The 26,218-nt window shown below is 74.4% G+C and carries 23 protein-coding genes; 12 read left to right on the top strand and 11 right to left on the bottom strand.

Translation table 11 applies throughout. The annotated features are described in order from the left end of the window. Window positions 1–12 precede the first annotated feature (12 nt). Entirely contained in the window at window positions 13–1,230 is a 1,218-nt protein-coding gene (locus KMZ30_RS07565; protein WP_215511924.1) for a DDE-type integrase/transposase/recombinase, read from the bottom strand. A 211-nt stretch (window positions 1,231–1,441) separates the two neighbouring features. Here KMZ30_RS07565 and KMZ30_RS07570 point away from each other — a divergent pair, with 211 nt between their 5' ends. Beyond that, window positions 1,442–1,849 (top strand): YciI family protein, encoded by a 408-nt coding sequence (locus KMZ30_RS07570; protein WP_215511923.1) that lies wholly within the window; start codon window positions 1,442–1,444, stop codon window positions 1,847–1,849. Continuing rightward, window positions 1,846–3,003 (top strand): RNA polymerase sigma factor, encoded by a 1,158-nt coding sequence (locus KMZ30_RS07575; RefSeq protein WP_215511922.1) that lies wholly within the window; start codon window positions 1,846–1,848, stop codon window positions 3,001–3,003. The genes KMZ30_RS07570 and KMZ30_RS07575 overlap by 4 nt, the downstream gene beginning before the upstream one ends. 147 nt (window positions 3,004–3,150) lie before the next feature. Here the strand turns inward: KMZ30_RS07575 and KMZ30_RS07580 are convergent, their stop codons facing one another. From KMZ30_RS07580 to pdhA, 4 genes are read right to left on the bottom strand one after another with little or no spacing between them, the layout of a single operon-like run. Then, on the bottom strand, window positions 3,151–4,599 hold the full coding sequence (locus KMZ30_RS07580; protein WP_215511921.1) for a Rossmann-fold NAD(P)-binding domain-containing protein: 1,449 nt from the start codon (window positions 4,597–4,599) through the stop codon (window positions 3,151–3,153). Between the two features lie 3 nt (window positions 4,600–4,602). After that, window positions 4,603–6,081 carry a dihydrolipoamide acetyltransferase family protein gene (locus KMZ30_RS07585; protein WP_215511920.1) on the bottom strand — a complete coding sequence of 493 codons (1,479 nt, stop codon included), beginning with the start codon at window positions 6,079–6,081 and terminating at the stop codon, window positions 4,603–4,605. A gap of 15 nt (window positions 6,082–6,096) precedes the next feature. Continuing rightward, window positions 6,097–7,068, bottom strand: a complete 972-nt coding sequence (locus KMZ30_RS07590) for an alpha-ketoacid dehydrogenase subunit beta (protein ID WP_215511919.1) — start codon at window positions 7,066–7,068, stop codon at window positions 6,097–6,099. Beyond that, window positions 7,065–8,264 (bottom strand): pyruvate dehydrogenase (acetyl-transferring) E1 component subunit alpha, encoded by a 1,200-nt coding sequence (gene pdhA / locus KMZ30_RS07595; RefSeq protein WP_308279608.1) that lies wholly within the window; start codon window positions 8,262–8,264, stop codon window positions 7,065–7,067. The genes KMZ30_RS07590 and pdhA overlap by 4 nt, the downstream gene beginning before the upstream one ends. A gap of 157 nt (window positions 8,265–8,421) precedes the next feature. Here pdhA and KMZ30_RS07600 point away from each other — a divergent pair, with 157 nt between their 5' ends. Next, window positions 8,422–10,215: an alpha/beta hydrolase gene (locus tag KMZ30_RS07600; RefSeq protein ID WP_215511918.1), complete on the top strand. Its 1,794-nt coding sequence runs from the start codon at window positions 8,422–8,424 to the stop codon at window positions 10,213–10,215. On the opposite strand, the gene KMZ30_RS07605 is transcribed toward KMZ30_RS07600, so the two are convergent. Genes KMZ30_RS07605 through KMZ30_RS07620 form a run of 4 tightly spaced genes read right to left on the bottom strand, consistent with a single transcriptional unit; the run spans window position 10,182 to window position 13,145 of the window. Beyond that, window positions 10,182–10,607, bottom strand: coding sequence for a hypothetical protein (locus KMZ30_RS07605; protein WP_215511917.1), 426 nt, complete (start codon window positions 10,605–10,607; stop codon window positions 10,182–10,184). The two genes, KMZ30_RS07600 and KMZ30_RS07605, sit on opposite strands and share 34 nt — an antisense overlap. Continuing rightward, complete coding sequence (locus KMZ30_RS07610; protein WP_215511916.1) at window positions 10,604–11,779, bottom strand: molybdopterin-dependent oxidoreductase; 1,176 nt, start codon at window positions 11,777–11,779, stop codon at window positions 10,604–10,606. Before KMZ30_RS07610 ends, KMZ30_RS07605 begins: the two co-directional genes overlap by 4 nt. After that, the gene (locus KMZ30_RS07615; protein WP_215511915.1) at window positions 11,776–12,477 is read right to left on the bottom strand and encodes a TIGR04282 family arsenosugar biosynthesis glycosyltransferase; all 702 of its coding nucleotides are present in this window, start codon (window positions 12,475–12,477) and stop codon (window positions 11,776–11,778) included. Before KMZ30_RS07615 ends, KMZ30_RS07610 begins: the two co-directional genes overlap by 4 nt. After that, complete coding sequence (locus KMZ30_RS07620) at window positions 12,474–13,145, bottom strand: glycosyltransferase family 2 protein (RefSeq protein ID WP_215511914.1); 672 nt, start codon at window positions 13,143–13,145, stop codon at window positions 12,474–12,476. The genes KMZ30_RS07615 and KMZ30_RS07620 overlap by 4 nt, the downstream gene beginning before the upstream one ends. 125 nt (window positions 13,146–13,270) lie before the next feature. Between KMZ30_RS07620 and KMZ30_RS07625 the strand changes: the two genes are divergently transcribed. Beyond that, window positions 13,271–14,677: a hypothetical protein gene (locus tag KMZ30_RS07625; RefSeq protein ID WP_215511913.1), complete on the top strand. Its 1,407-nt coding sequence runs from the start codon at window positions 13,271–13,273 to the stop codon at window positions 14,675–14,677. Between the two features lie 102 nt (window positions 14,678–14,779). On the opposite strand, the gene KMZ30_RS07630 is transcribed toward KMZ30_RS07625, so the two are convergent. Together KMZ30_RS07630 and hisC are read right to left on the bottom strand one after the other, a co-directional pair. Beyond that, on the bottom strand, window positions 14,780–15,841 hold the full coding sequence (locus KMZ30_RS07630; RefSeq protein ID WP_215511912.1) for an NAD-dependent epimerase/dehydratase family protein: 1,062 nt from the start codon (window positions 15,839–15,841) through the stop codon (window positions 14,780–14,782). A 370-nt stretch (window positions 15,842–16,211) separates the two neighbouring features. Further along, window positions 16,212–17,330: a histidinol-phosphate transaminase gene (gene hisC, locus KMZ30_RS07635; RefSeq protein WP_215511911.1), complete on the bottom strand. Its 1,119-nt coding sequence runs from the start codon at window positions 17,328–17,330 to the stop codon at window positions 16,212–16,214. Window positions 17,331–17,492: 162 nt separating this feature from the next. Between hisC and KMZ30_RS07640 the strand changes: the two genes are divergently transcribed. The 8 genes from KMZ30_RS07640 (at window position 17,493) to KMZ30_RS07675 (ending at window position 26,158) form a co-directional block, all read left to right on the top strand. Further along, a complete protein-coding gene (locus KMZ30_RS07640) occupies window positions 17,493–18,335 on the top strand; it encodes an aldo/keto reductase (protein ID WP_215511908.1) in 843 nt (280 codons plus the stop codon). A gap of 58 nt (window positions 18,336–18,393) precedes the next feature. Continuing rightward, window positions 18,394–18,780, top strand: coding sequence for a phage holin family protein (locus KMZ30_RS07645; protein WP_215511907.1), 387 nt, complete (start codon window positions 18,394–18,396; stop codon window positions 18,778–18,780). 31 nt (window positions 18,781–18,811) lie between these two features. Next, a complete protein-coding gene (galE, locus tag KMZ30_RS07650; protein ID WP_215511906.1) occupies window positions 18,812–19,831 on the top strand; it encodes a UDP-glucose 4-epimerase GalE in 1,020 nt (339 codons plus the stop codon). A 132-nt stretch (window positions 19,832–19,963) separates the two neighbouring features. Further along, window positions 19,964–21,421, top strand: a complete 1,458-nt coding sequence (locus KMZ30_RS07655) for a cytochrome ubiquinol oxidase subunit I (protein WP_215511905.1) — start codon at window positions 19,964–19,966, stop codon at window positions 21,419–21,421. 19 nt (window positions 21,422–21,440) lie between these two features. Then, window positions 21,441–22,472 carry a cytochrome d ubiquinol oxidase subunit II gene (gene cydB / locus KMZ30_RS07660; RefSeq protein ID WP_215511904.1) on the top strand — a complete coding sequence of 344 codons (1,032 nt, stop codon included), beginning with the start codon at window positions 21,441–21,443 and terminating at the stop codon, window positions 22,470–22,472. A 16-nt stretch (window positions 22,473–22,488) separates the two neighbouring features. After that, window positions 22,489–24,078, top strand: a complete 1,590-nt coding sequence (gene cydD, locus KMZ30_RS07665; RefSeq protein ID WP_215511903.1) for a thiol reductant ABC exporter subunit CydD — start codon at window positions 22,489–22,491, stop codon at window positions 24,076–24,078. Continuing rightward, on the top strand, window positions 24,075–25,715 hold the full coding sequence (cydC, locus tag KMZ30_RS07670; RefSeq protein ID WP_215511902.1) for a thiol reductant ABC exporter subunit CydC: 1,641 nt from the start codon (window positions 24,075–24,077) through the stop codon (window positions 25,713–25,715). The genes cydD and cydC overlap by 4 nt, the downstream gene beginning before the upstream one ends. 2 nt (window positions 25,716–25,717) lie before the next feature. Beyond that, window positions 25,718–26,158, top strand: a complete 441-nt coding sequence (locus KMZ30_RS07675) for a BlaI/MecI/CopY family transcriptional regulator (protein ID WP_036829083.1) — start codon at window positions 25,718–25,720, stop codon at window positions 26,156–26,158. The last annotated feature ends 60 nt before the right edge of the window (window positions 26,159–26,218 follow it).

The following is a 26,218-nucleotide window of genomic DNA, read 5'->3' on the forward strand; positions in this document are numbered from 1 at the left end:
CTGACACAAGTATCATCGTGGGCCTGACAGTAGGGACTTTCTGGGGCGGCCGGGAGGGTTGGTGCCGGGTTGTCGGCGTCGTCTGGGGTCGATGCGTAGCTGGTGGATGATCTGCTGGCCGTCGAAGATGATGACGTCGAGGTCGTGGCGCAGGACGCTGAGGTGGGCGTGGGCCCACTGCGGGCCCAGGCGCAGGCTGTGGTTGGTGCCCAGAGGGACCTCGCCGCGGCTGCTGGCGATGACGTCGTGGTGGAAGGTGGCGATCGGCAGCGGGGGGCTGATGGCGGGGTCGGGTGCGGCTTTTTGGGTGGCGGTGTAGCGGCTGGCGGGGGTGACCCGGCCGATGCCCTGGTGGGTGCGTTCGTGGTTGAACACGGCGTCGTAGGCGTCCAGGAGGCGTTGCAGCTCGGGCAGGGTCGCGGGGGTGGGGTGGGCCTTGAGCCAGCGGTGCAGGCCCTGCCACTCGCGTTCCTTCTTGCCGCAGGTCTGGGGGTGGTAGGGCGAGGAGACGATCTGGTGGATCCCGAGGCGGGCCAGCCACCACTGGACCTCGGTGACGTGGCCACGCCCGGAGCGGCGACCGCTGTAGGCGAACGCGCCGTCGTGCAGCAGCGCGGCCGGGCGGCCGTGGCGCTGCATCGCGGTGCTCAGCACCGTGATCGCGGCGGCGGAGTCCTCGGCGGGCGCGGCCAGGGTGGCCAGCAGCATCCGGGAGTGGTCATCCAGCACCCGCAGGATGTGCACCACGGTGCCGTCGGACAGGCGGGTCTGGGTGCCGTCCAGCTGCCACATCCCGTTCGGAGCGGTGCTTTCGAAGCGGTGGTAGCTATCCCGGCGACGTTTCCTGGGTGAGGTCTTCACCCGCCCGGCAGCGGCCAGGATCCGGTGGATCGTGCGGTCGCTGGGCACCACTTCCAGGCCGTGGGCCAGCAGCCGGTCCCGCACGCTGCGCGCCCCGGCGTCCCAGCCCTCGGCCCGGAGCCGGTCGTGCATGGCCAGTACGGCCTCGCGGAGGCTGTCGCTGGTCGCGCCCGGGCTGGTGCCGGGCCGGCGCGAGCGGGGCAGCACCCCTTGCACGCCCTCGGCCTGGAAGCGGCGACGGTAGAGGTAGAACGTCTGCCGCGAGATGCCGTGCTCGAGGCAGAACGCCGACACGTTCAACGGCTCCGGCGAGCAGCACGCGAACGCGATCGCCATCCGGACATCCATCGCCACCACCAGATCCGCCATGGCCGATCATCCAGCCACCAGCGCTCGAGTGTCAGCGATGTCCTGTCACATCACCTGTCAGGCATGTCCTGGCACACCACAGTCGGTGTGCCGACGTTCTTCACACACGTTCGCGGAGAAGGAGGGGGCGGAGATGTCGAGAAGCCGTCGGCGGCTCCGACCCAGGGGTGAGCGCGGCCAGAATGGGCCGCACCACACCGAGGAGAGACCGATGGCGAAGTACCTGATGCTCAAGCACTACCGCGGCCCGAAGACCGCGGTGCACGACGTGCCGATGGACCGGTGGACGCCCGAGGAGGTCGACGCGCACGTGCGCTTCATGGACGACCTCGCCGACGAGCTGCGCGAGAGCGGCGAGTTCGTCGACGCGCAGGCGCTCTCGCCGGGCGGCACGTGGGTCCGGTTCGACGGCGAGGGCCGGCCACCGGTCGTCGACGGCCCGTTCGCGGAGACCAAGGACCTCATCGCCGGCTGGATGGTCATCGACGTCGAGTCCGAGGAGCGCGCGCTGGAGGTCGCGTCCGTCCTCTCGTCGGCGCCCGGCGCGGGCGGCGTCCCGATCGGCGAGTGGCTCGAGCTGCGGCCGTTCCTCGACACCCGGCCCAACGCCGTCGAGTGAGCGCGCTCGACCCCACGCTCGTGCGCGAGCTCGCGCCGCAGGTCATCGGCGTCCTCGTCCGGCGCGGAGCGGACTTCGCGTCGGCCGAGGACGCCGTGCAGGAGGCGCTGCTGGCCGCGCACGAGCAGTGGGGCGAGCAGCCGCCCCACGACCCGAGGGCCTGGCTCGTCACGGTCGCGTGGCGGCGCCACGTCGACCTCGTCCGCTCGGACGCCTCGCGCCGGGCCCGGGAGGAGCGGCTCCACCACGAGCCCCCGCCCGGCCCGGCCGCGGCGTCCGACGACACCCTGTGGCTGTACTTCCTCTGCGCCCACCCGTCGCTGTCGCCCTCTGCCGCAACTGCTCTGACGCTGCGGGCGCTCGGCGGGCTGACGACCCGTCAGATCGCCGAGGCCCACCTCGTGCCCGAGGCGACGATGGCGCAGCGCATCAGCCGGGCCAAGCGCACCCTGGCCGACGTGCCGCTGGAGGTCCCCGGCGACCTCGCGACCGTGCTCCGGGTGCTCTACCTCGTGTTCAGCGAGGGCTACGCCGGCGAGGTCGACCTGGCGGCGGAGGCCATCCGGCTGGCCCGGCGGCTCGTCGCGCTCACCGACGAGCCGGAGGTGCGCGGGCTGCTCGCGCTCTTCCTGCTCCACCACTCCCGGCGGGCGGCGCGGCGGGACGCCGAGGGCCGGCTCGTGCCACTGCCCGAGCAGGACCGGGCGCTCTGGGACCGGCGGCTGGCGGCGGAGGGCATCGACCTGCTCCAGGACGCGCTGGCGCGGGACCGGCTCGGCGAGTACCAGGCGCAGGCGGCCGTCGCGGCGCTGCACGCCGACGCGCTGCGGGCGGAGGAGACCGACTGGGTGCAGGTCGTCGAGTGGTACGACGAGCTCGTCGCGCTGACCGGCAGCCCCGTCCACCGGCTCAACCGGGCGGTCGCGGTCGGCGAGGCGGACGGCGGGGCGGCGGGCCTGCGGGCCCTGCGCGAGCTCGACCTTTCGTTGCCGCGGTACGCCGCCGTGGCCGCACATCTCCACGAGCGGGCCGGCGACCTCGCGGACGCGGCGCGCCTCTACGCGGAGGCCGCGGCCGCCGCGACGCGCACCGACGAGCGCGACCACCTGACCCGGCAGGCCGCCCGCCTCGCGCCCCACCGCCGCGACCCCTGACCGCGGCTCCCGGGCTCCCGGCTCCCCTCCCAGCGCCTCCCTCATCGCGAACGTGTGTGAAATCGCCGGGGTCCACCGGCGATTTCACACACGTTCGGGGAGAAGGAGGGCGCCGGGGGCAGACGAGACGGACGGCGGACGGGTGGGTCAGCGGGCGGAGGCGGCGCCGAGGAGGGCCGCGAGCCCGAGCGCGCTGCGCGGGTCGTAGGCCGTCCGCCAGAGACCGCCGTGGGCCGCGGCGTACGCCTCGTCCTGCCACGGGTGGTCGTGCGCCGGCGGGCCCTGGACGAGGTCGTGGACGAGCAGCGCCGCCATCAGGGTGTTCGCGGTGCCGGGCTCGAAGACCTCGACCCCGAACCGGTGCGCCCCCGAGTACGCCGCCGCCAGCGCCCGGTTCTTGACGACCGAGCGCGTGCGGGTCGGCGGCGCGACCTTGAACGACACCGTCGTGCCGGCGGCCCGGGCCGCGGTCGCGCGCCAGCGCTGGATCCGCTTGGCCAGCAGGTAGTTCGGCCCCTGCTGGAGCACCACGGAGTCGTTGATGCCGGGCTCCGAGCCCGGGACGTAGCTGCGCCGCAGCAGGCGCCCGCCCGACAGCGTGCGCAGCGGCACCCGCAGGACCTTCGAGGTGCGCCGGGTCGCGTACGCCTCGACGGACGCGTCGACCGCCTCGCCGGGCACCGCGAAGACGTCGGTGGGCGTCGCGAGGAAGGACAGCGCGGTGTCGGAGCGCTGGGCGAGCACGGCCTGCGTCAGTGCGTCGAGGGCGGTGCTGACCCGGACGTTTGTCGCGCCGTCGGCGTAGACGTAGTTGCCGAGGACGAGACGGCCCTCGAGACCGCCGACCCACGCCGTCGCGTCCGGCAGGTCGTGCAGCAGGTCGACGCCGGCGCGGTGCGCGAGGTCGCCGTCACCCGGGCGCGCCGGCACGACGAGGGTGCCGGCCAGGCCGCGGGTGTCGTCGAGCAAGCGGGTCCACAGCTCGGGGCGCGGCAGGTCGAGCGCGGCGACGGTGGCACCCCAGCGCAGGAGCGAGCGCAGCGGGCCCATCTCGGCCGCGGCGCCGAGGACGACGACCGCGCGCCCGTCGAGCCGCAGCCACTCCGGGTTCTCGAGGACGGCCGTGACGGCGTCGCGCAGGCTCGGCTCGACGACGTCCGCGTCCACCCACGCGTCGAGCTGGCGGCGCAGGTCGTCACCGGCGAGCCGGCGCCCGCGGTAGGGGATGGTCAGCGCGGTGTCGGCGCGGCCACCTCCCGCCAGCGTCTCGACGCCGGGCGCGGTGCCACCGGCCACGGCCGCCGACAGCGGGTGCTCCTCGGCGCCGTCGGGGCTCCAGCGCATCCGCTGGTGGACCGACGCGAGCCCGGCCTCCGCGACCGAGCGGGCGTCGGAGTAGCTGGGGAGCCCGGCCTCGACGAGACGGCGGAAGTGGGTGAGATACCCACTGCGCCAGTTGGTCTCGCGCTCGGCAGCGCCGGCGCCGACGGGGTCGACCGGGCGCAGGGCGTCCGCGACGACCCCGCGGCCGGTGGCCGACGTCGAGCGCCGGTCACCGGCCGTCGGGAAGACGACGCCGTGCTCCCCAGTGGCCACCGGTCAGCCCCAGACCAGCCCGCGGGCGGGGTCGGCGAGGAGGGCCGCGACGTCGGCGAGGAAGCGCGAGCCGAGCTCGCCGTCGACGAGGCGGTGGTCGAACGAGAGCGCGAGGGTCGTGACCCACCGCGGCTCGATGCGCTCCTCGGCCCCGGTGCCGACGACCCACGGCCGGCGGGTGACCGAGCCGAACGCGAGGATGGCCGACTCGCCGGGGTTGAGGATCGGCGTGCCCGCGTCGACCCCGAAGACCCCGACGTTGGTGATCGTCAGCGTCCCGCCGGACATGTCGGCCGGCTGGGTACGGCCCTCGCGGGCGGTCGCGGTCAAGCCGGCGATCGCGTCGGCGAGCTCGCGCATCGTCATCCGGTCGGCGTCCTTGATGTTGGGGACGACGAGGCCGCGCGGCGTCGCCGCCGCGATGCCGAGGTTGACGTAGTGCTTGAGGACGATCTCCTGGGCGGCCTCGTCCCAGCTCGCGTTGATCTCGGGGTTGCGACGCACCGCCACGCACATCGCCTTGGCGAGCACGAGGAGCGGCGTGACCTTGACGTCACGGAACTCCTTGTCCCGCTTGAGGTTCTCGACCAGGTCCATCGTCGCGGTGACGTCGACGGTGACCCACTCGGTGACGTGCGGGGCCGTGAAGGCGGAGCCGACCATCGCCTGCGCCGTCATCTTGCGGACACCCTTGACCGGGACGCGGGTCTCGCGGGCGCCCGGCTCCACCGAGCGGTCGGGGGCCGCGGCAGCGGGCTGCGAGGCACCGGAGGCGGCGGACTCGACGTCGGCGCGGGTGACGACGCCGCCGTCACCGGTGGGCGTCACGGAGCCGAGGTCGACGCCGAGGTCCTTGGCCAGCTTGCGCACCGGCGGCTTGGCCAGCGCGCGGGCGCCCGTCGCCGCCTGCGGCCGTGCAGAAGTCGACACATTCGACGATTCCTGCACGCCTGGAGCGTCCGGCCGGGCGTCCGACCGTACAGAAGTCGACACATTCGTCGATTGGTGCACGGGAGCGGCGGCCGGCGATGCGGCCGGGGCCGGGGTCGCGGCCCCCTTGCGGGGACGGCGGACGGCCTCGGTCTGCTTGACGCCGTAGCCGACGAGGACGGCGGTGCGGCCGGTGGAGGTCGTGCCCCCGATCAGCCCCTCGCCGATCTCCTCACCGTCAGGAGCAGGAGCGGCCGGAGACGCCGGCTCCTGCGCCGGGGCGGGCGCCGCCGGGGCAGCCGCACCGCCGACCCCGTCGTCGACGGTGATGATCGGCGTGCCGACCTCGACGGTGTCGCCCTCGGCGACGTGCAGCGCCGACACGGTGCCGGCGAACGGCACGGGCAGCTCGACGAGCGACTTGGCCGTCTCGACCTCGACGACGACGTCGTTGACCTTGACGGTGTCACCGACGGCGACGTGCCAGGTGACGATGTCGGCCTCAGTCAGACCCTCGCCCGGGTCGGGGAGCTTGAACTCACGAAGAGCCATCTGCGGCAGTGCCTTTCAGTACGCGAGCGAACGGTCGACGGCGTCGAGGACCCGGTCGAGGTCGGGGAGGAACTCCTCCTCCAGACGGCTCGGCGGGTAGGGGACGTTGTAGCCGCCGACGCGCAGCACGGGCGCCTCGAGCTCGTAGAACGCGCGCTCGGTGACCATCGCCGAGATCTCCGCGCCGATGCCGAGGAAGGTCGACGCCTCGTGGACGACGACCACCCGGCCGGTCTTGCGCGCCGACGCGAGGATGGCCCCCTCGTCGAGCGGCGAGAGCGAGCGCAGATCGACGACCTCGAGCGAGCGCCCCTCCTCCTGCGCCGCCTGCGCGGCCTGGAGGCAGGTCTTGACCATCGGGCCGTAGGCCAGCAGCGTGAGGTCGGTGCCCTCGCGAAGCACGCGGGCCGAGCCGAGCGCGCCGTCCGGGCCCTCGCCGACCTCGCCCTTGTCCCAGTAGCGCCGCTTGGGCTCGTAGAACACGACGGGGTCGTCGGACTCGATCGCCTGTTGGATCATCCAGTGCGCGTCGTGCGGGTTGCTGCACGCGACGACCCGCAGGCCGGCGGTGTGCGCGAAGTAGGTCTCGTTCGACTCGCTGTGGTGCTCGACCGCGCCGATGCCACCGCCGAACGGGATGCGGATGACGAGCGGCATCGTCACGTAGCCGAGCGAGCGGGCGTGCAGCTTGGCGACCTGGCTGACGATGTGGTCGAACGCCGGGTAGACGAAGCCGTCGAACTGGATCTCGACGACCGGGCGGTAGCCGCGCAGGGCCATCCCGATCGCGGTACCCATGATGCCGGCCTCGGCCAGCGGGGTGTCGATGACGCGGTCCTCGCCGAAGTCCTTCTGGAGGCCCTCGGTGACGCGGAAGACGCCACCGAGCTTGCCGATGTCCTCGCCCATGAGGACGACCTTGGGGTCCTTCTCCATGGCGGCCCGCAGGCCCGAGGTGATGCCCTTGGCGATCGTCGTGGTGCTCATCGGGCCCCCTCCTCCTCGAAGGACGCGTGGTAGCCGGCGAACCACTCCTTCTCGCGCGCGGTGACCGGGTGCTCGGTCGCGTAGACGTGGTCGAACATCTCCGAGGGCTGCGGGTCGGGCATCGCGAGGCAGCGCTCGCGCACCGAGGTGCCGAGCTCGTCGGCCTCGGCGTCGACGGCGTCGAAGAAGTCGGCGTCGGCCTTGCCGGTGGTCGTCAGCCAGCGCTTGTAGCGCTCGATGGGGTCGCGGTGCTTCCACACCTCGACCTCGGCCGAGACGCGGTACTTCGTCGGGTCGTCGGAGGTCGTGTGCGCGCCCATCCGGTAGGTGAAGGCCTCGACGAAGGTCGGGCCCTGGCCGGAGCGGGCGGCGTCGAGCGCCTGCTTGGTGACCGCCCAGACCGCGAGGACGTCGTTGCCGTCGACGCGGATGCCGGGGAAGCCGAAGCCCCGGGCGCGGTGCCACAGCGGCGCACGGGTCTGCTTCTCGTTGGGCTCGGAGATCGCCCACTGGTTGTTCTGGCAGAAGAAGACGACCGGGCTGTTGTTGACGCCGGCGAAGACGAGCGCCTCCGAGACGTCGCCCTGCGAGGTCGCGCCGTCGCCGAAGTAGGCGATGACGGCGGTGTCGCGGCGCTCGTCGCCGGTGCCGACGTCGCCGTCGCGCTGCACGCCCATCGCGTAGCCGGTCGCGTGGAGCGTCTGGGCGCCGATGATGATCGTGTAGAGGTGGAAGTTCTTCTCGTTGGGGTCCCAGCCGCCGTGGTTGACGCCGCGGAACATCCCGAGGAGGTTGACCGGGTCGACGCCGCGGGTCCAGGCGACGCCGTGCTCGCGGTAGGTCGGGAAGGCGTAGTCCTGGCGGCGCATCGCGCGGCCGGAGCCGACCTGGGCCGCCTCCTGGCCGAGCAGGCTGGCCCACAGGCCGAGCTCGCCCTGGCGCTGGAGCGCGGTGGCCTCGGCGTCGAAGCGGCGCACGAGGACGAGGTCGCGGTAGAGGCCGCGCAGGGCCTCGTCGGACAGCTCGTCGACGAGCGCGTCGAGCTCGGCGTTCGGGACCCGCTCACCCTCCGGGCTGAGCAGCTGGACCATCTCGGGGCCCCCCTCGTGCGCCGGGCGCTCGGGGGCCTCCGCGGTGGTCACGTGGTGGTCGACGCCGAAGGCGGTCTCGAGGGGGGCGACCTCGTTGTCGCTCACTGGGCACTCCTTCTCGGGCCCCGGTGTGGGGGGCCGTTCTCGGGGGCGTCGCGACGTCGCTGCGGGGTGTGGCAGGGGTCACGGCCGGTGTCGGGGCCACCGTACCCTGACCGGTGCGGCGGTCCGACGCCGCGACGGGACCCACGGGACGAGGACGATGACCCTGCAGACGCGCGCACGGCCGGGTGACCGGCGCGGCCGGGCCGTCCCGCTCGTCGCCCGCCTCGCGGCCACCGGCGCGCGCCTGCAGCGCTTCGAACCGCCCCTCGGCGCGCCGTCGCGCATCACCGACGCCCGCTTCTCCGGGCCGGGGCTGCTGCTCGGGGCGGTCTTCACCGCGGCCTCCCTCGCCCCCTCGCTGCTGCCGCGCCCGTCCGTGGTCCAGGGCGCCATCTCGGGCGTGAGCCTCTTCCTCGGCTACGCGGCCGGAACGACCCTCTCGGCCCTGCGCGCCTACCTCGGCATCCCGCGGCTGCGCGGCCGCCTGCACGAGGCCGTCGTCGGGGCGGCCGCCGCGGTCGCGGTCGCCGCGCTCGTCCTCGCCGCGTGGAAGCAGGTCGGCTGGCAGAACGACATCCGGATCCTCTACGGGATGCCGCCGATCGGGCCGGACGGCTGGCCGCTCGTCGCGGCGGTGACGGTCCTGGCGGCGGTCGGGCTCCTGCTCGTGACGCGCACCGTGGCCTGGGCCTTCCTCGCGGTGCGCCGCCGACTGAACCGCCGGATGCCGCGACGCGTCTCGGCGCTGCTCGGCGGCACGCTCGTCGTCGTCGGTCTGTGGGCCGCCTTCACCGGGGTGCTGGTCAACGCCTTCTTCGCGGGCGCCAACGCCCTCTTCGCCCCGTCGGACCAGGTCGTCTCCAGCGGCTCGCGCGCCCCGACGGCGCCGGTGCGCTCCGGCGGCCCGGGCTCGCTCGTCGACTTCGCCGACCTCGGCGCCGAGGGGCGCGGCTTCGTGTCCGGCGGGCCGAGCATCGACGCCATCAACGCGGTGACCGGCGGCGGCGCCCGCCTGCCGGTGCGCGTCTACGTCGGGCTGCGCAGCGCCGAGACGGCCGAGGAACGGGCGCAGCTCGTCCTGCGCGAGCTCCAGCGGACCGGGGCCTTCGAGCGCAAGGTGCTCGTCCTGGCGACGACGACCGGCACCGGGTACCTCGACCGCAACGGCACCGACCCGCTCGAGTACCTGTGGAACGGTGACACCGCCATCGCCGGGGTGCAGTACTCGTACCTGCCGAGCTGGATCTCGCTGCTCGCCGACCAGGACTCGGCGCGCGAGACCTCGCAGGCGGTGTTCTCGGCCGTGCACCGCTACTGGTCGACGCTGCCCGAGGAGAGCCGACCGCGCCTCTACCTCTACGGCCTCTCGCTCGGCGCGTACGGGGTCGAGAGCATCCTCGGCTCCTTCAACCTCATCAACGAGCCGATCGACGGCGCGCTCCTCGTCGGGCCGCCGTTCGTCTCGCCGGTGCACGCCCAGCTCGTCGCCGAGCGGGATGCCGGCAGCCCCGCGTCGCTGCCCGTGTACGGCGGCGGACGCACCGTGCGCTTCGCGTCCGAGACCCGGGACGTCGACCGCACGGCCGGGCAGTGGGGGCCGACCCGCGTCGTCTACCTCCAGCACGCGTCCGACCCGGTCGTCTTCTTCAGCACCGACCTCGCGTTCACCCCGCCGGCGTGGCTGCGGGCCGACCAGCGGGGTCCGGACGTGTCACCACGGATGGGCTGGTTCCCGCTCGTGACGATGGTCCAGGTGCTGCTCGACCTGCCCGGTGCCGGCAGCGTCCCGATGGGCTACGGGCACCTCTACTCGGCACCGGCCAACCTGCGCGCCTGGGTGGCCATCACCCGCCCGGAGGGCTGGGACGCCGCGGGACTCGCCCGGCTCTCGGACGTCGTCGCGAAGCGCCCGCACCCCTACGGACGCGGCTCGGTCTCGTCGACGAGCTGAGCCCGCCGGGCCCGCAGCGCGCCGACGACGGTGAGCAGCACCGCGACCGCCGCGATGGCCAGCCACCCGGTGCGGTAGGGGCGGTCGAGCAGTGTCGGGTTGTCGGGCCGCGCGCCGAACCGTCCGAGCACCGGGACGGCGACGAGCGTGAGCGGCCCGAGGACGACGAGCAGCCGGACGAGCGGCGGGCGCAGCCACCGCGGGGCGACGAGCGCGAGCAGCGCGCCCAGCCCGACGACGACCGGCGCGAGGACGGCGTCGTGGGCGAGGACGCCGCCGACGACCCACACGAGGACGTCGACGACCTGCGGGCCGAGGTCGGCGACGAGGAGCAGCCCCCACGCGAGCGCGGCCAGGCCGACGGCACCGAGCGCGAGCCGAGCGGCCCTCATGCCCGGACCACCTCGACCTCGCCCAGCCACTTGGTCTGCAACACACCGGGCCTCGCCGAGGTGATGAGGCGGCAGGGGTACCCGTGGTCGGGGTCCAGCGGCTCGCCGGCGAGCGACAGCGCGAGCAGGGAGTCGGTCCGCGCCACCCAGGCCGACGGCAGCGTCGACTCGCGGTAGGCGCCGCGGGGCTGCATCGAGCGGACGGTCACGTCGTCGGACGTCGTGCCGCCGACGAGCGCGACGACGTCGCGCACCGCCACGCCGCCCCACGTGCCGCTGGCGCTCCAGCCCTCGACGCACGCGATGGGGAGGACGACCGACCGCTGGGGCATCGCGAGGAGGTCGTCCCGCGACAGCTCGACCGTGCCCGACGGCCCGGTGACCTTGAGCCGCCACGCGGGGTCGACGGCGAGGTCGGCGACGAGCGCCCCGACCGCGCTGCGGTTGACCGGGATCCCCTGCGGACCGTCGCCGGAGCGGACCGCGAGCAGCGCGACCCGACGCAACCCGGGCAGCTCGACGGCAGACGTCGCGACGACCGCCACGGCGGAGGCCAGCCACGTCGTGCGCAGCAGCGAGCGGCGCGACGGCGTGCCCGCCCGCGCCGGACGGACCTCCGGCGGCGCACCGAAGGCCGCGCGCACCTGCGGCAGCTTGACGGCGACGTGGAGGATCACCGACCCGACGGCGACCCATCCGATCGCGAAGTGCGAGCGGATGAAGTCGAAGCGCCACGGGTACCACTGCGCCGAGTTGGCCAGCCCGGTCGCGAGCTGGAAGACCGCCGACCCGACGAGGAGGAAGACCGAGACGCGCTCCAGCAGGTGCAGGACGAGCCGCCGCGGCGCGAGCGGAGGGCGCTCGAAGAAGCGCGGGAAGACCGCCCACAGCTTGACGAGCAGCAACGGCACGGCCGCCGTCCCCGCGGCGACGTGCAGGCCCTGGGTCACCTGGTAGAGGCGGGTCGGACCGGTCGGCAGCGGGAAGGAGCCGGGGTGCTGGAGGGCGTGGCTGAACAGGCCGGTGAGGAAGCAGAGCACGAACGCGGGCCCGAGCCAGACGCCGATGCGGGCCGCCGTGCGCGGGCCGCGCAGGGTGTCGTCGAAGTCCTCCGGCCGGGGGATCCGGGCGTCGAGGCGCGCGGCGAGCCCGCGCAGCGCCCGCTCGCTCATCGGCTCGCGCCGGTGCTGCCGCGGTCGGCCTCGGGCAGGAGCACGAGCGAGCGCCACCTCTCGGCGAACCGGGTGCCCGGCGCCTCGAGAGCGACGGCCTGCGCGTCCTCGACCTCGTCGACGTCGCGCAGCGCCGGGCCCTCGACCGGCGGGTGACCTGCCTCGGTGAGCGCCGCGGCCGTGAGGCGGCCGGTGTCGTCGCGGCTCATCGGCACCCCGGCGAGCACGCGCGCCTGGTGCGGGTGGGTCGTCACGAGCACCCACCAACCGCCGTCGAGCGCGGGGCCGAGCACCGGCCGGTCGTGGTCGTGGGCGGCGTCGGCGACCGCGCGCAGCTGGTCCGGGTGGGCCTGCGGCGTGTCCATCCCCACCTGGACGACCGGCCCGCCGGCGAGCCGGTGGGCCTGGCGGTGGCCGTCGACGAGGCGCTCGGCGAAGGTGACGCCGCCCTGGGGCACGACGTGCCAGTCGGCGGCCATCCGACGGATCGACTTCTCCCGCAGGGCCTGCGAGAGGTCGCCGGCGAGCGCGAGGACGCGGCGACCGCGCGGCCATACCTGCGCGGCGGCGTCGAGGGTGTCGAGGAGGGCTGCGGCGGCGAGGTCGGCCGCGGCCTCGTCGCCGACGCGGGCGGCGAGGCGGGTCTTGGCCAGACCCGGCACCGGGGCCTTGGCCATGACGAGGATGCTGCCCCTCATCGGCCCGCCTCCGTCGCGAGGACGCGGGCGAAGTCACGTCCCGCCCGCAGCGTGCCGCGGACCGAGCCGGAGACCTTGGACCTGGTGCCGGCCGCGCGCGGCAGGTAGGTGATGTCGTGCTCGGTGATGGTCCAGCCGGCCCGCTGGGCCCGGACGAGCAGCTCGACGGGGTAGCCGAAGCGGCGGTCCTGGACCCCGAGGTCGAGCAGGTCGGTGCGCCGGCAGACGCGTGCCGGCGCGATGTCGCGGACGGCGAGGCCGGTGCGCCGGCGCAGCCACGCGAGGACGACGGCGTTGCCGGTACGGGCGTGCCACGGCCAGACGCCGCGGGCGCCCGGGCGGCGACGGCCGACGGCCATCGTGGCCTCACCGCGCCGGACCTCCTCGAGCAGCGGCACGAGCTCGGCGGGGTCCATCGACCCGTCGCCGTCGAGCACCGCGACGTACTCGGCGCTGGCCGCCTCGACGCCGGCGTGCACCGCGGCGCCGTAGCCCGGCCGGCTCTCCTCGACGACGGTGGCGCCGAGGCCGCGGGCGACCTCGGCGGTGCCGTCGCGGGAGCCGTTGTCGACGACGATGACGGCGAAGCCCTCGGGCACGCGCGCCATCACGCCGGGCAGGGCCGCCGCTTCGTCACGGCACGGCAGCACGAGGTCGCAGGTGGTCACGGCGCGAGCCTAGGTGGTCGCGAACCTCCGCACGCGCCGAGCGTCCGGCCTGCTGGGTGCGACGTCGTAGGTGGGGGTCGGTCGCGGAGGCCGGGCGGCCGGGGCGCGCAGGGCATGCTGGGGCCATGACCTCCGCGCCCGTGACGACCCGACCGCCCGCGCCGCGGGTCGACGGCGCCGGCCGGCGCGCCGGGTGGGGGCTGCTCGTGGGCGCGCTCGTCGTCGGCTTCGCCGTCCTCGTGCCGGTGCTCACCGGCGTCGACGTCGTCGCCGGGGGCGCGGCTCCCCTCATCGGCGACTGGGTCCTGCGGTACGGCCCGAGCAGCGTCGTCGCGGTCCTCGTCGTCGTGGCGCTCGCGCACCCGCGCCTGCCGTCGCTCGTCGAACGGGTGCCGTGGCGGCGGCTGCTGCTCGCGTCGTGGGTGGTCGGCGCCGTCTGGATGGTCTCGCTCGCGCTCGTCGACGGGTACGCCGGCCTCGGCCGGGTCCTCGACCACGGCACCGAGTACCTCGAGAGCGCCCGCAAGATCGACGACGTCGGCGAGATGCTGCGCGTCTACGTCTCGCGCATCCCCCTCGACGCGCCCGGGCACTGGGCGGTGCACCTGGCCGGGCACCCGCCGGGGGCCGTCCTCATGTTCATCGGGCTCGACCGGATCGGCCTGGGCGCCTGGCAGGTGGCGGGTCCGATCGTCGTGGCCGTCGCCGCCACCACCCCGGTCGCCGTCGCCGTGACCCTCGACCGCCTCGGCGCCCGCGACGCCGCCCGCCGCGCGCTGCCCTTCCTCGTCGTCGGCCCGTCGGCGGTCATCGCCGCGGTCTCGGCCGACGCCGTCTTCGCCGCCACCGTCGCCTGGGGGATGGCCGCGCTCGCCGCCGCGCTGCGGGCCGGTGGCCCTCGTCGCTGGGTGCTCGCCGTCGTCGCCGGGCTGCTGCTCGGCTGGTGCGTCATGGAGTCCTACGGGCTCGTCCTCGCCGGGCTGCTCGCCGTCGGGGTGCTGCTCGCCGCGCGGACCACGTGGGCCGAGGGGGTGCGCGTGGCCGGGGTTGCGGCGCTCGTGGCCCTCGGGGTGGTGCTCACCTTCGCGGCGCTCGGCTTCGCCTGGTGGGAGGCCTTCCCGGTCCTCCACGACCGCTACTGGGCGCCCGGCGACGTCGCGAGCCGCCGGCCGGCCTGGTACTGGGTCGTCGGCAACCTCGGCGCCCTCGTCATCTGCGCCGGGTTCGCCCTGCCCGCGGGGGTCGCGGCGGCGTCGCGGCCCGTGGTGCGGCTGGTGACCGCGGCCGGTCGTGCGTCGGCGGCCACGTGGGAGCGCGCCGCCGGCCCGCTCGTCGCCGCGGGGGTCGGGATGGTCGCCGTCGCCGACCTCTCGCTCATGAGCAAGGCCGAGGTCGAGCGCATCTGGCTGCCGTTCGTGCCGTGGATGCTCCTCGGCACGCTGTGGCTGCCCGAGCGCTGGCGGCGGCCGGCGCTCGTCGGCCAGGGGGTGCTCGCGCTGCTCGTCCAGCACCTCGTCCGCACCGTCTGGTGACCGCAGCCGTCGCTCGCTACACCGCAGTACGTGCCGCTGTGGCGCCACGTACTGCGGTGTAGCCCGCGCCTGAGCGCGCGGCGGAGGTGGGGCGCGGGCTGGTCAGGCGCGCAGTGGGGCCGTCGCGAAGGCGCCGAGGCCCTCCTCGGGCGTGACGGTCGCCGTGAACCCCAGCTCCTCGCGCGCCCGCTCCGGCGACGCGACGACGTGGCGCACGTCCCCGATCCGGTACTGGCCGGTGATGCGCGGCTCGAGGTCGCGGCCGGAGCCGGAGGCCACGTGACGCGCGACGTCGGCGATGGCGATCGGCGTGCCCGAGCAGACGTTGTAGGCGCGGTGGCTGGCGGCCGGGGCGTCCAGCACCCCGCGGACCGCGGCGAGGTTGGCGCGGGCGACGTCGGCGACGTGCACGAAGTCGCGCATCTGCCGCCCGTCCTCGTAGACGGTCGGCGGCTCGTCGCGCTCGAGCGACGAACGGAACATCGCGGCGACGCCGGAGTAGGGGGTGTCGCGGGGCATCCCCGGCCCGTAGACGTTGTGGTACCTCAGCGAGATGGCGGCGCCCGGGGCCTGGCGCGCCCACGCGGCGGCGTACCCCTCCTGCGCGACCTTGCTCACCGCGTAGCTGCTGCGGGCGTCGAACGGGGCGTCCTCCGGGACGAGGTCCCAGTCGAGCGGGCCGCCGCAGACCGGGCAGGGGTTGTCGAACTCGCCGCCGTCGAGCGCCTCGCGGGTGCGCGGCCCGGGCGCCTGCGGGCCGTGCTGCGGGCAGGAGTAGCGACCCTCGCCGTAGACGACCATCGAGGACGCCTGGACGAACCGGCCGACCCTCTCGGCGTGCATCGCGGCGAGCAGCGCGGCGGTGCCGAGGTCGTTGTGGCCGGCGTAGAGGGGCAGGTCGGCCGCCGTCGCGCCGGCGCCGACCATCGCGGCGAGGTGGACGACGGCGTCGCAGCCCTGCAGGAGGTCGGCCCATCCCCCGGCCTCCCGGACGTCGAGGACGTGGACACCGGCCGGCGGGTCGTCGCGCGTCGTGGCCGCATGGGCCTCGGGCAGGAGCAGGTCGACCGCGACGACGTCGTGGCCGTCGGCCACGAGCTCGCGCCAGGTCGCCGTGCCGATGAACCCGGCCGCGCCGGTCAGGAGGATGCGCACGCGCGCCATCCTGCCCTGCCGCGCTCGACCATCCGCGATCGCGTGTGAAACCGCCGGGCGACCCCGGCGGGTTTACACGCGTTCGCGGGAAGGAGCACGTGGAGGAGCTGGTGGGTGGCCGCGGGCTGCAGCGCGAGCGGACGGCGGCGGGGACCGCGGACGGCGGGGTCGGTGGCGTCGCTGATGGCGCCGGACGTGGGGCGATCACCCCAGCTCCTGCGCCACCACCCGCGCCCCCGGCGGGGGGACGGGACGCGACGACCCCGCGCGTGCGGGGTCGTCGGTCACGGTCAGCTGATGCGGATGTGTGTGAAGAACGTCGGTATGCCGACGTTCTTCACACACGTTCGTGGGGAGGAGGGAGGGAGGAGGGGCGGCGTCAGGCGGGGTGGGCCGCGCGCCAGCGGCCGGCGACCTCGAGGAGGCGGTCGTTGGCCTCGGGCTCGGCGACCGTGACGCGCACCCCGTCGGTGGCGTACGGCCGGACGGTGAGCCCGGCCTCGTCGCAGGCCGCCGCGAAGGCCGGGGTGTCGTCCCCGAGCGGGAACCACACGAAGTTCGCCTGCTGCTGCGGCACGTCCCAGCCCTGCTCCCGCAGCGCCGCGACGACCCGCTCGCGCTCGGCGACGAGCTCCTTGACGCGCACGTCGAGCTCGTCCGCGGCGTCGAGCGACGCCAGGGCCGCGACCTGCGCGAGGGAGTTGACCCCGAACGGCAGCGCCGACTTGCGCAGCGCCTGCGCCACCGGCTCGTGCGCGACGGCGTACCCGACCCGCAGGCCGGCCAGCCCGTAGGCCTTCGAGAAGGTCCGCAGCACGACGACGTTGGGGTGGGCCTCGTGGACGGCCATCGCGTCCGGGGCGTCCGGGGCGTCGACGAACTCGAGGTAGGCCTCGTCGATGACGACGAGCACGTCGCGTGGCACGCGCGCGAGGAACGCCTCGAGCTCGTCGGCGCCGACCGTCGTGCCCGTCGGGTTGTTCGGCGTGCAGACGAGAACGAGCCGCGTGCGCTTGGTGACGGCGTCGGCCATCGCGTCGAGGTCGTGGCGCTCGCCGGGCGCCAGCGGCACCATGACGGGCGTCGCGCCGGCGAGCGTCGTGAGGATCGGGTAGGCCTCGAAGCTGCGCCACGCGAAGAGGACCTCGTCGCCGTCGTCGCACGTCGCGCGGACGAGCTGGTCGAGGACGCCGACCGACCCCGGACCGGTCGAGATGCGCGCGGCCGGGACGCCGAGCCGCGCGGCGATCGCCTCGGTGAGCGCGGTCACCGCCATATCCGGGTAGCGGTTGATGCCGCCCGCCGCGTCACGCACGACGTCGAGGACCGACGGCAGCGGCGGGAACGGGTTCTCGTTGCTGCTCGCCTTGTAGGTCACGAGCCCCTCGCGAGCCGTCGCCGGCTTGCCGGGGGCGTACGCGGGCAGGGAGCCGAGGGCGTCGCGCAGGCGCACCGGGGTGGGGCGCGCCGCGGCCTCGGCGGTGAGGTCGTCGGTCATGGCCACCACTGTAGGACCGCCCGCGCCCGCCGCCGCCCCCCGCCGGTCCCGCCCCCCTCCGCGAGACCAGGACGCGCCGTGCGACCGTCGGCCCCGACGGCGTGTCCTGTTCACTCGACGGGTGGGACCGGTGCGGGGACGCCTCGCGGCTAGCGTGGGCGCATGGCCTCCGACCCCACCCCGCACCGGCTCTCCGACGGCACGACCGCGCCCCTCGTCGGCTTCGGCACCTACCCGCTGCGCGGCGAGGAGGGCATCGAGGCGATGGTCTCCGCGCTCGAGGCGGGCTACCGCTACCTCGACACGGCGGTCAACTACGAGAACGAGGCCGAGGTGGGCGAGGCCCTGCGCCGCAGCGGCGTCCCGCGCGAGGAGGTGCGCGTCGCGACGAAGGTCCCCGGCCGCTTCCACGAGCGCGACCTCGCGCTCACCTCGCTGCGCGACTCGGCGCGCACCCTCGGCCTCGAGCGGATCGACGTCGCGCTCATCCACTGGCCGAACCCGAGCCGCGACCTCTACCCGCAGGCGTGGCAGGCGCTCGTCGAGGCGCAGCGGGAGGGCCTCGTCGAGACCATCGGCGTCAGCAACTTCACCGAGGCGCACCTGACCCGCGTCATCGAGGAGTCCGGTGTGACCCCGGCGCTCAACCAGGTCGAGCTGCACCCGCTCTTCCCCCAGGAGGAGATGCGGGCCGTGCACGCGCGGCTCGGCATCCTCACCCAGGCGTGGAGCCCGCTCGGCAAGCGGCAGGCGCCGTTCGGAGCCGACCCCGTCGCCGCCGCCGCGTCGACGCACGACGTCTCCCCCGGGCAGGTCATCCTGCGCTGGCACGTGCAGCTCGGCTCGATGCCGCTGCCCAAGTCCGCGACGCCGTCGCGGCAGCGCGAGAATCTCGACGTCACCGGCTTCGCGCTGACCGACGACGAGATGGCCGCCATCACCGGCCTCGGCCGGCCCGACGGACGTCTCTTCGACGGCGACCCCGACACGCACGAGGAGATGTAGGCCGGATGCGCCCTCGCGGGTCCGTCACCCCGGGCCCGCGACCTGTCATGATCGAGCGGTGACGAACTTCCTCATCCGGGTCGGGATCAACGCCGTCGCCCTCTGGGTCGCCGCCCTCGTCGTCCAGGGGGTCGACCTCGCCGAGGACCAGGTGTCCACCGGCCGCAAGATCCTCACGATCGTCCTCGTCGCGCTCGTCTTCGGGCTCGTCAACGCCGTCATCAAGCCGATCGCGAAGTTCTTCTCGTTCCCCTTCATCGTCCTGACCCTCGGCCTGTTCACGTTCATCGTCAACGCGCTGATGCTCCAGATCACCGAGTGGATCAGCAACGGCCTCGGGCTGTCGTTCACCATCGACCACTTCTTCTGGGACGCGGTGCTCGCAGCCATCGTCATCACCCTCGTCTCGTGGGTGCTGAGCGTCGTCCTCCCCGAGGACGACTGAGCGCGACGCCCGCGGCGCTAGGGTCGACGCCATGCGCGTCCTCGTCTCCGGCGGTGCCGGCTACATCGGGTCCCACACGGTCGTCCAGCTGGTCGGCGCGGGGCACGACGTCGTCGTCGTCGACTCCTTCGCCAACGCCAAGCCCACCGTCGTCGGGCGCATCGAGGCGATCACCGGGCAGCCGCTCGACGTCCGCTCGTTCGACCTGACCGACCACGACAAGACCGAGCACCTCTTCGCGCACGAGCCGTTCGACGCGGTCATCCACTTCGCGGGGCTCAAGGCCGTCGGCGAGAGCGTCGAGAAGCCGCTGGAGTACTACGAGAACAACCTCGGCTCGACGTTCTCGCTCGTGCGGGCGATGCGCCGCCACGGCGTGCGCCGACTCGTGTTCTCGTCCTCGGCCACCGTCTACGGGGCCGAGGCGCCGGTGCCGATGCACGAGGACCTGCCCACCTCGGCGACCAACCCCTACGGCTGGACCAAGGTGATGCAGGAGCAGGTGCTGCGTGACGTCGCCGCCGCCGACCCCACGTGGCGCGTCGCCCTGCTGCGCTACTTCAACCCGGTCGGCGCCCACGCCTCGGGGACGATCGGCGAGGACCCGTCCGACGTGCCGAACAACCTCATGCCGTACATCGCGCAGGTCGCGGTCGGCCGCCGCGACAAGCTCCTCGTCTTCGGCGGCGACTACCCGACGCCGGACGGCACGGGCGTGCGCGACTACATCCACGTCGAGGACCTCGCCGCGGGGCACGTCGCCGCGCTGGCGCGCCTCGGGAGCACCGACGACGCGGTGTCGACGTGGAACCTCGGCACCGGCCACGGCACGTCGGTGCTCGAGCTGCTCCACGCGTTCGAGCGGGCCTGCGGCCACGAGCTGCCGCACGAGGTCGTCGACCGCCGGCCCGGCGACATCGCCGCGTCCTACGCCGACCCGTCGCGGGCCGAGGCCGAGCTCGGCTGGCGCGCGACGCGCACCGTCGACGACATGTGCGCCGACACCTGGCGCTGGCAGTCGCGCAACCCGCACGGCTACCCCGACGCCTGAGCGGCGGCCCCACCGCGTGAGGTGAGGCAGGCCTGCGTGGCCCGCCTCACACCGGGACGGCTGGGCGCGATCTACGACGTTGTGTAGTTTGTACTACGTCACGTCGTACTACACGCGCTCCAGGAGCAAGGCATGGGATCTTCGCTCGACGTCGCCCGGTGGCAGTTCGCCATCACGACGGTCTACCACTTCCTCTTCGTCCCGGTGACCATCGGGATGTCCGGTGTCGTCGCGTACTTCCACACCCAGTGGGTCCGCACGCACCGCCCCGAGTACTACCGCCTCACGAAGTTCTTCGGGAAGCTCTTCCTCATCAACTTCGCGCTCGGTCTCGTCACGGGCATCGTCCAGGAGTTCCAGTTCGGGATGAACTGGTCGGACTACTCCCGCTTCGTCGGCGACATCTTCGGCGCGCCGCTCGCCTTCGAGGCGCTGCTCGCCTTCTTCCTCGAGTCGACCTTCCTCGGTGTCTGGATCTTCGGCTGGGGCCGCATCCCCGAGAAGCTCCACGCGAGCTCGATGTGGCTCACCCACGTCGGCACCGTGCTGTCGGCCTACTTCATCCTCACGGCCAACTCGTTCATGCAGCACCCCGTGGGCTACACGTTCAACCCCGAGACCGGCCGCGCCGAGATGTCCGACTTCCTCGCCGTGCTGACCAACAAGGTCCAGCTCGTCACCTTCCCCCACGTCGTCCTCTCGGCCTACATGGTCGGCGGCGCCGTGATCATGGGGGTCGCGCTCTGGCTGCTGCGCCGCGACCACGCCACCGACGACGCCCCGATGTACCGCAAGGCCGTCCGCGTCGGCGCCGTCGTCTCCCTCGTCGCCTCGCTCGGCGTCATCGTCTCCGGCGACGTCCAGGGCAAGATCATGACCGAGGTCCAGCCGATGAAGATGGCTGCGGCAGAGGCGCTCTACGACACCACGAGCAACGCACCGTTCTCGGTCCTGTCGATCGGCCCGCTCGACGGCAGCAGCGCCACCCGCGTCATCCAGGTGCCCGGGCTGCTCTCCTTCCTCGGCACCGGCGACTTCAACGGGTCCGTCGAGGGCATCAACGACCTCAAGGTCTCCGAGCGCGCGATGGCCGAGAAGGTCGGGCAGCAGTACGGCCCCGACGTCGCCGCGCTCGTCCGGGCCGACGACTACGCGCCGATCATCCCGGTCGCCTACTGGACCTTCCGCCTCATGATGGGCGCCGGCTTCCTCACGATGCTCCTCGCCGCCGCGGCGCTCTGGGTCACCCGCAAGAACGGTGTCCCGCAGGCCCGCTGGTGGACCGCGGTCGCCATCCTCACCCCGCTCCTGCCGATCGCCGCGAACAGCTTCGGCTGGATCTTCACCGAGATGGGCCGCCAGCCCTGGCTCGTCTACGGCCTGATGACGACCGCCACCGGCGTCTCGCCCTCGGTCAGCGTCGGCGAGGTCTGGGTGTCGATGGTCGTCTACACGCTCCTCTACGCGGCGCTCGCCGTCGTCGAGGTCAAGCTCTTCCTCACCTACGTCCGCCGTGGCGCCGAGCCCTTCGAGGACCCGGCCGACCACACGGACGTCCCCGAGGACGCTCCCCTCCAGTTCGCCTACTGACCACAGGGACTCGCACACCATGGACACTCTTCAGCTGCTCTGGTTCGGCCTCATCGGCCTCCTCTGGGCGGGGTACCTCGTCCTCGAGGGCTTCGACTTCGGTGTCGGCGCCCTGCTCCCCTCGCTCGGCGCCGGCGCGGACGCCGAGGACACCGAGAAGCGCCGCCGCGTGATGCTCACGACGATCGGTCCCCACTGGGACGGCAACGAGGTCTGGCTCCTCACCGCCGGCGGCGCCACCTTCGCCGCCTTCCCCGAGTGGTACGCGACGATGTTCTCCGCGTTCTACCTGCCGCTCCTGCTCGTCCTCGTCGCGCTCATCGTGCGCAACATGGGCTTCGAGTACCGCGGCAAGCGCGACGACGCGACGTGGCGCAAGCGCTGGGACATCGCGATCATCGGCGGCTCGGTCGCCGCGCCGCTCCTCGTCGGGGTCGCGCTGACCAACGTCGTGCGCGGTGTCCCGCTCGACGGCGACTCGGAGTACGCGGGCAACCTCCTCACCCTGCTCAACCCGCTGAGCCTGCTCGGTGGCCTCACCGTGCTGGCGCTCTCGCTCACCCACGGCGCGTTCTTCCTCGCCCTCAAGACCAGCGGGTCGATCCGCGAGGACGCCCGTCGGATGGGCACCGTCCTCGGGCTCGTGACGGCCGGCCTCGCCGTGGTCACGCTGCTCTGGCTCAACGTCGCGACCGGCTCGGTGTGGTCGTGGGTGACCACGGTCGTCGCCGCCGTCGCGCTCCTCGCAGCGATCTACGCCAACACGCAGGGCCGCGAGGGCTGGGCGTTCATCGGGACGGCCGTCACGGCGGCGACCGCGGTGGCCACGTACTTCCTGGCCCTGTACCCGGACGTCATGCCGACGAGCCTCGCCGGCGGTCGGTCGCTGACCATCGAGAACGCGTCGAGCAGCCCGCTCACCCTGAAGATCATGACCGGCGCGGCGCTCGTCTTCACGCCGATCGTGCTCCTCTACACCGCGTACACCTACTACACCTTCCGCAAGCGGATCGGGACGCACCACATCCCCGCCCCGGTCGCGGTCAAGTGAGGACCCTGACCCCTCGATGAGGCCCTTCGACCCCCGCGTCCTCGCGGTCGCCCCCGCGGCCCGCCGACCCGTCCTGCTCCTGGCGGTCGTCGGCGTGCTTCAGGGGGCCGCCACGATCGGTACGGCGTTCGCCCTCGCGGCGCTCGTCGTGGCGGTCGTCGAGGGCGCGGGGATCGTCGGTCCCGCGGCTTGGCTCGCCGGGCTGCTCGTCGGGCGCGCCGGCCTCGGCTGGGCCTCCGAGCGCGTCGCCGCCCGCGCCGGGGTCGAGGTGACCGCCGCCCTGCGCAGCGCCCTCCTGCGGCGCTGGCTCACCGTCCCCGCGGAGCAGCGCCCGGACCCCGACCGCGCCGCCACCCTCGCGGCGCAGGGGGTCGCCGCGGTCGAGCCGTACGCCGCCCGCTTCCTGCCGGCCCTCGTCGCCGGGGCGGCCGTCCCCGTGATGGCGGTCGCGGCCCTCCTCTGGGTCGACCCGCTGAGCGCCCTCGTCGTCGTCCTCACCCTGCCCCTCCTCCCCTTCTTCGCGGCGCTCATCGGCGCCGCCACCCGCGACGAGACCGACCGCCGGTGGCAGGCCCTCTCGCAGCTCTCCGGCCACTTCGTCGACGTCATGCGCGGCCTCCCCACGCTCGTCGGGTACGGCCGGGCCGAGCGCCAGGTCGAGGTCGTCGGCGACGTCAGCCGTCGGCACCGCACGGCGACGATGCGCACGCTGCGCCTGGCCTTCATGAGCTCCGCGGCGCTCGAGCTGCTCGCGTCGATCTCGGTCGCCATCGTCGCCGTCACGGTCGGCCTGCGCCTCACGCACGGGACGGTCGCGCTGCAGACCGGCCTGCTCGCCATCCTCCTCTCGCCGGAGGCCTACTGGCCGATCCGCCGGGTCGGCGCCGAGTTCCACAACGCGGCCGACGGGGCGGAGGCGGTGGCCGCCGTCCTCGACGACCTCACGGCCGACCCGCCGGCGCCCGAGCCCGCGGACGGGAGCGGTGACCTCGTCGGGGCCGAGTTGCGGGAGGTCTCGTACGCCTACCCGGGCAGCCCCGAGCCGGTCGTCCGCGACGTGACGCTGTCCGCCGGCCCCGGCCTCACCGTCGTCACCGGCCCCTCGGGCGTCGGCAAGTCGACGCTCCTCGAGCTGCTCGCCGGCCTGCGCACCCCGTCCTCCGGGGTCGTCTCGGCCGGGCGCACCCACCTCGTGACCCAGCGCCCCTTCCTCCCGGCCGGCACCCTGCGCGACGCGCTGCGCCTGGGCACCGACGCCCCCGACGACGCGCTCTGGGAGGCGCTGCGCCGGGTCGGGCTCGAGGGCTTCGTCGCCGGCCTGCCGCACGCGCTGGCCACGCCGCTCGGCGACGACGGCGTCGGGCTCTCGGCCGGCCAGCGATCGCGCGTCGCCATCGCCCGCGCCACCCTGTCGACCGCGCCCGTGCTGCTCGTCGACGAGCCCACCGCCCACCTCGACGAGCACGCGAGCGCGCAGGTGCACGCGCTGCTCCAGGAGCTCGCCGAACGGCGCACCGTCGTCGTCGTCACGCACCGCCCGGAGCTGGTGCGCCTCGCCGACCGGCACGTCGTCGTCACGGCGACCGGGACGGAGGTGCACCGGTGAGCGACACCACGACCGTGCTGCGCCCCACCCGGACCACCGTCCTCGGGGGGCTCCTCGGCGGCGCCGCGACCTCGGCCGGCATCGCCCTCACGGCGACGTCCGGCTGGCTCGTCGTCCGCGCGAGCGAGCGGCCCGTCATCCTCACGCTGCTGGCCGCGATCGTCGCCGTGCGCGCGTTCGGGATGGCCCGGCCGTTCTTCCGCTACCTCGAGCGGATCGTGTCGCACGACGCGGCGCTCGCCGACCTCGCCGACCGGCGCGGCGCCGTGTACCGCGCGCTCGTGCCCCTGACCCCGGCGCGCCTCGGGCGCCGGTCGCGCTCGGCCGTGCTCACCGGCGTGGTCGACGACCTGACCGACGTCGTCGAGGCACAGGTCCGGGTCACCGTGCCGCTCGTCTCCAGCGCAATGGCCGGTCTGCTCGCGACCGCGCTGACGGCGGCCTTCGCGCCGGCCGTCGGGCTCGTCGTCGCGGGGCTGCTCGTCGTCGTCGCGCTCGGGTGCGTCCTCGCGTGGTGGTTCGAGTCCCGCTCCCGGGACGAGCTGCTCGCCGCCCGCGCCGAGACCGCCCGTGTCGGTGACCTCGTCGCCCGCCAGGCCGGGGAGCTGCGGGCCATCGGGGCCGAGGACGCCGCGCTCGGCTGGCTCGACGCGGCCCACGCGACGCTGCGGGCCGCCGTCCGTCGGCAGAGCCGGGGCCGCGCGCTCGTCGCCGCGCTCCTGCTGCTCGGCACGGCCGCCGCGACGGTCGCCGCCGCCACCGTCGTCGACCCAGGCGCCACCGGGGGCCCCGTCGCCGCGCTGCTCGTGCTCGTGCCGGTCGCGGTCGGCGAGGCCCTCGCCCCGCTCGTCGACACGATGCGCGCCCTCGCCCGCGCCCAGGGCAGCCGCGCGCGCCTCGAGCGCCTCCTCGACCAGGACCCCGCCGTGCACGAGCCCGTGCACCCGGGGGCCCGCGCCGACGCCTCCGCCGCCGGTGGGACGACCGTCCGGCTGGAGTCCGCGAGCGCCTCGTGGACGGGGGCGCGCGAGGACCTCGCCCCGACCGACCTCGAGCTCGTGCCCGGCCGCCACGTCGCCGTCGTCGGGCCCAACGGGTCGGGCAAGAGCACCCTGCTGGCCGTGCTGGCCCGCAGCCTCGACGTCAGCGGCGGCCGGCACACCGTCGGCGGCGCCGACGTCCGCGGGCTGGCCCTCGCCGACACCCGCGGCGACGTCGCGGTCGTCGACGACGAGCCCCACGTCTTCGCGACGACCCTCGCCGAGAACCTGCGCCTGGCCCGGCCGGGCTGCGACGACGCCGCGCTGCGCCGCGCGCTGGACCTCGCGGGCCTGCGTGGCTGGCTCGACGGCCTGCCGGACGGCCTCGACACCCGGCTCGGCACCGGCGGCCGCGGGCTCTCCGGCGGCGAGCGCACCCGCCTGGGCGTCGCCCGCGCGGTGCTCGCGGACCGCCCGGTCGTGCTCCTCGACGAACCCGCCGCGCACCTCGACCACCCGACGGCCACGGCCGTGCTCGATGATGTCCTCGACGCGACCCGCGACCGCGCCGTCGTCCTCGTGAGCCACCGCCCCGAGGCGCTCGACCGTCTCGACACCGTCCTCGACCTCTCCGTCCGTCCCGGCCCCCAGGAGTAGCCATGCCGCACTCGACCTCCGCACCCCGACTCGGCGACCTCGAGCGCGTGGTCATGGAGCGCCTCTGGGAGGCCGGCCACACCGACGGCGCGACCGTCCGCGAGGTCTTCGAGATCCTCGAGCGCGACCGCGAGATCGCCTACACGACCGTCATGACCGTGCTCGACCGGCTCGCGAAGAAGGAGCTCGTGACGCGCGTCCGGGAGGGACGCGCCTGGCGCTACTTCCCCGCCGACTCCCGCGAGGCCCTCACCGCGCAGACGATGCGGCGCACCCTCGACGACATGGAGGTCACGGACCGCCGGGCCGCCCTTCTGCACTTCTTCGACGGCGCGAGCTCGGAGGAGATCGCCGACATCAAGGCGGTGCTCGCCGAGGTCGAGGCCAAGGCCGAGGAGAGGGCGAGCAGCCCGCGGGGTCTACGCGGTCGGCTGCGCCGCTGACCCCGTGCAGACCGACCTTCCCTCGCCCGGCCCCACGGCCCTCCTGCCACCCTTCCCCCC

Origin of the sequence: Phycicoccus mangrovi, from assembly GCF_018729305.1 — a bacterium.
Classification (GTDB): Bacteria; Actinomycetota; Actinomycetes; order Actinomycetales; family Dermatophilaceae; genus Phycicoccus; species Phycicoccus jejuensis.

What these genes read in the sequence shown, in the direction of transcription:
- KMZ30_RS07565 (WP_215511924.1), bottom strand. Translation starts at nt 1,230, where the DNA reads ATGGCGGATCTGGTGGTGGCGATGGATGTCCGGATGGCGATCGCGTTC.
- KMZ30_RS07570 (WP_215511923.1), top strand. Translation starts at nt 1,442, where the DNA reads ATGGCGAAGTACCTGATGCTCAAGCACTACCGCGGCCCGAAGACCGCG.
- KMZ30_RS07585 (WP_215511920.1), bottom strand. Translation starts at nt 6,081, where the DNA reads ATGGCTCTTCGTGAGTTCAAGCTCCCCGACCCGGGCGAGGGTCTGACT.
- KMZ30_RS07590 (WP_215511919.1), bottom strand. Translation starts at nt 7,068, where the DNA reads ATGAGCACCACGACGATCGCCAAGGGCATCACCTCGGGCCTGCGGGCC.
- KMZ30_RS07600 (WP_215511918.1), top strand. Translation starts at nt 8,422, where the DNA reads ATGACCCTGCAGACGCGCGCACGGCCGGGTGACCGGCGCGGCCGGGCC.
- KMZ30_RS07605 (WP_215511917.1), bottom strand. Translation starts at nt 10,607, where the DNA reads ATGAGGGCCGCTCGGCTCGCGCTCGGTGCCGTCGGCCTGGCCGCGCTC.
- KMZ30_RS07610 (WP_215511916.1), bottom strand. Translation starts at nt 11,779, where the DNA reads ATGAGCGAGCGGGCGCTGCGCGGGCTCGCCGCGCGCCTCGACGCCCGG.
- KMZ30_RS07615 (WP_215511915.1), bottom strand. Translation starts at nt 12,477, where the DNA reads ATGAGGGGCAGCATCCTCGTCATGGCCAAGGCCCCGGTGCCGGGTCTG.
- KMZ30_RS07625 (WP_215511913.1), top strand. Translation starts at nt 13,271, where the DNA reads ATGACCTCCGCGCCCGTGACGACCCGACCGCCCGCGCCGCGGGTCGAC.
- KMZ30_RS07630 (WP_215511912.1), bottom strand. Translation starts at nt 15,841, where the DNA reads ATGGCGCGCGTGCGCATCCTCCTGACCGGCGCGGCCGGGTTCATCGGC.
- hisC (WP_215511911.1), bottom strand. Translation starts at nt 17,330, where the DNA reads ATGACCGACGACCTCACCGCCGAGGCCGCGGCGCGCCCCACCCCGGTG.
- KMZ30_RS07640 (WP_215511908.1), top strand. Translation starts at nt 17,493, where the DNA reads ATGGCCTCCGACCCCACCCCGCACCGGCTCTCCGACGGCACGACCGCG.
- galE (WP_215511906.1), top strand. Translation starts at nt 18,812, where the DNA reads ATGCGCGTCCTCGTCTCCGGCGGTGCCGGCTACATCGGGTCCCACACG.
- KMZ30_RS07655 (WP_215511905.1), top strand. Translation starts at nt 19,964, where the DNA reads ATGGGATCTTCGCTCGACGTCGCCCGGTGGCAGTTCGCCATCACGACG.
- cydB (WP_215511904.1), top strand. Translation starts at nt 21,441, where the DNA reads ATGGACACTCTTCAGCTGCTCTGGTTCGGCCTCATCGGCCTCCTCTGG.
- cydD (WP_215511903.1), top strand. Translation starts at nt 22,489, where the DNA reads ATGAGGCCCTTCGACCCCCGCGTCCTCGCGGTCGCCCCCGCGGCCCGC.
- KMZ30_RS07675 (WP_036829083.1), top strand. Translation starts at nt 25,718, where the DNA reads ATGCCGCACTCGACCTCCGCACCCCGACTCGGCGACCTCGAGCGCGTG.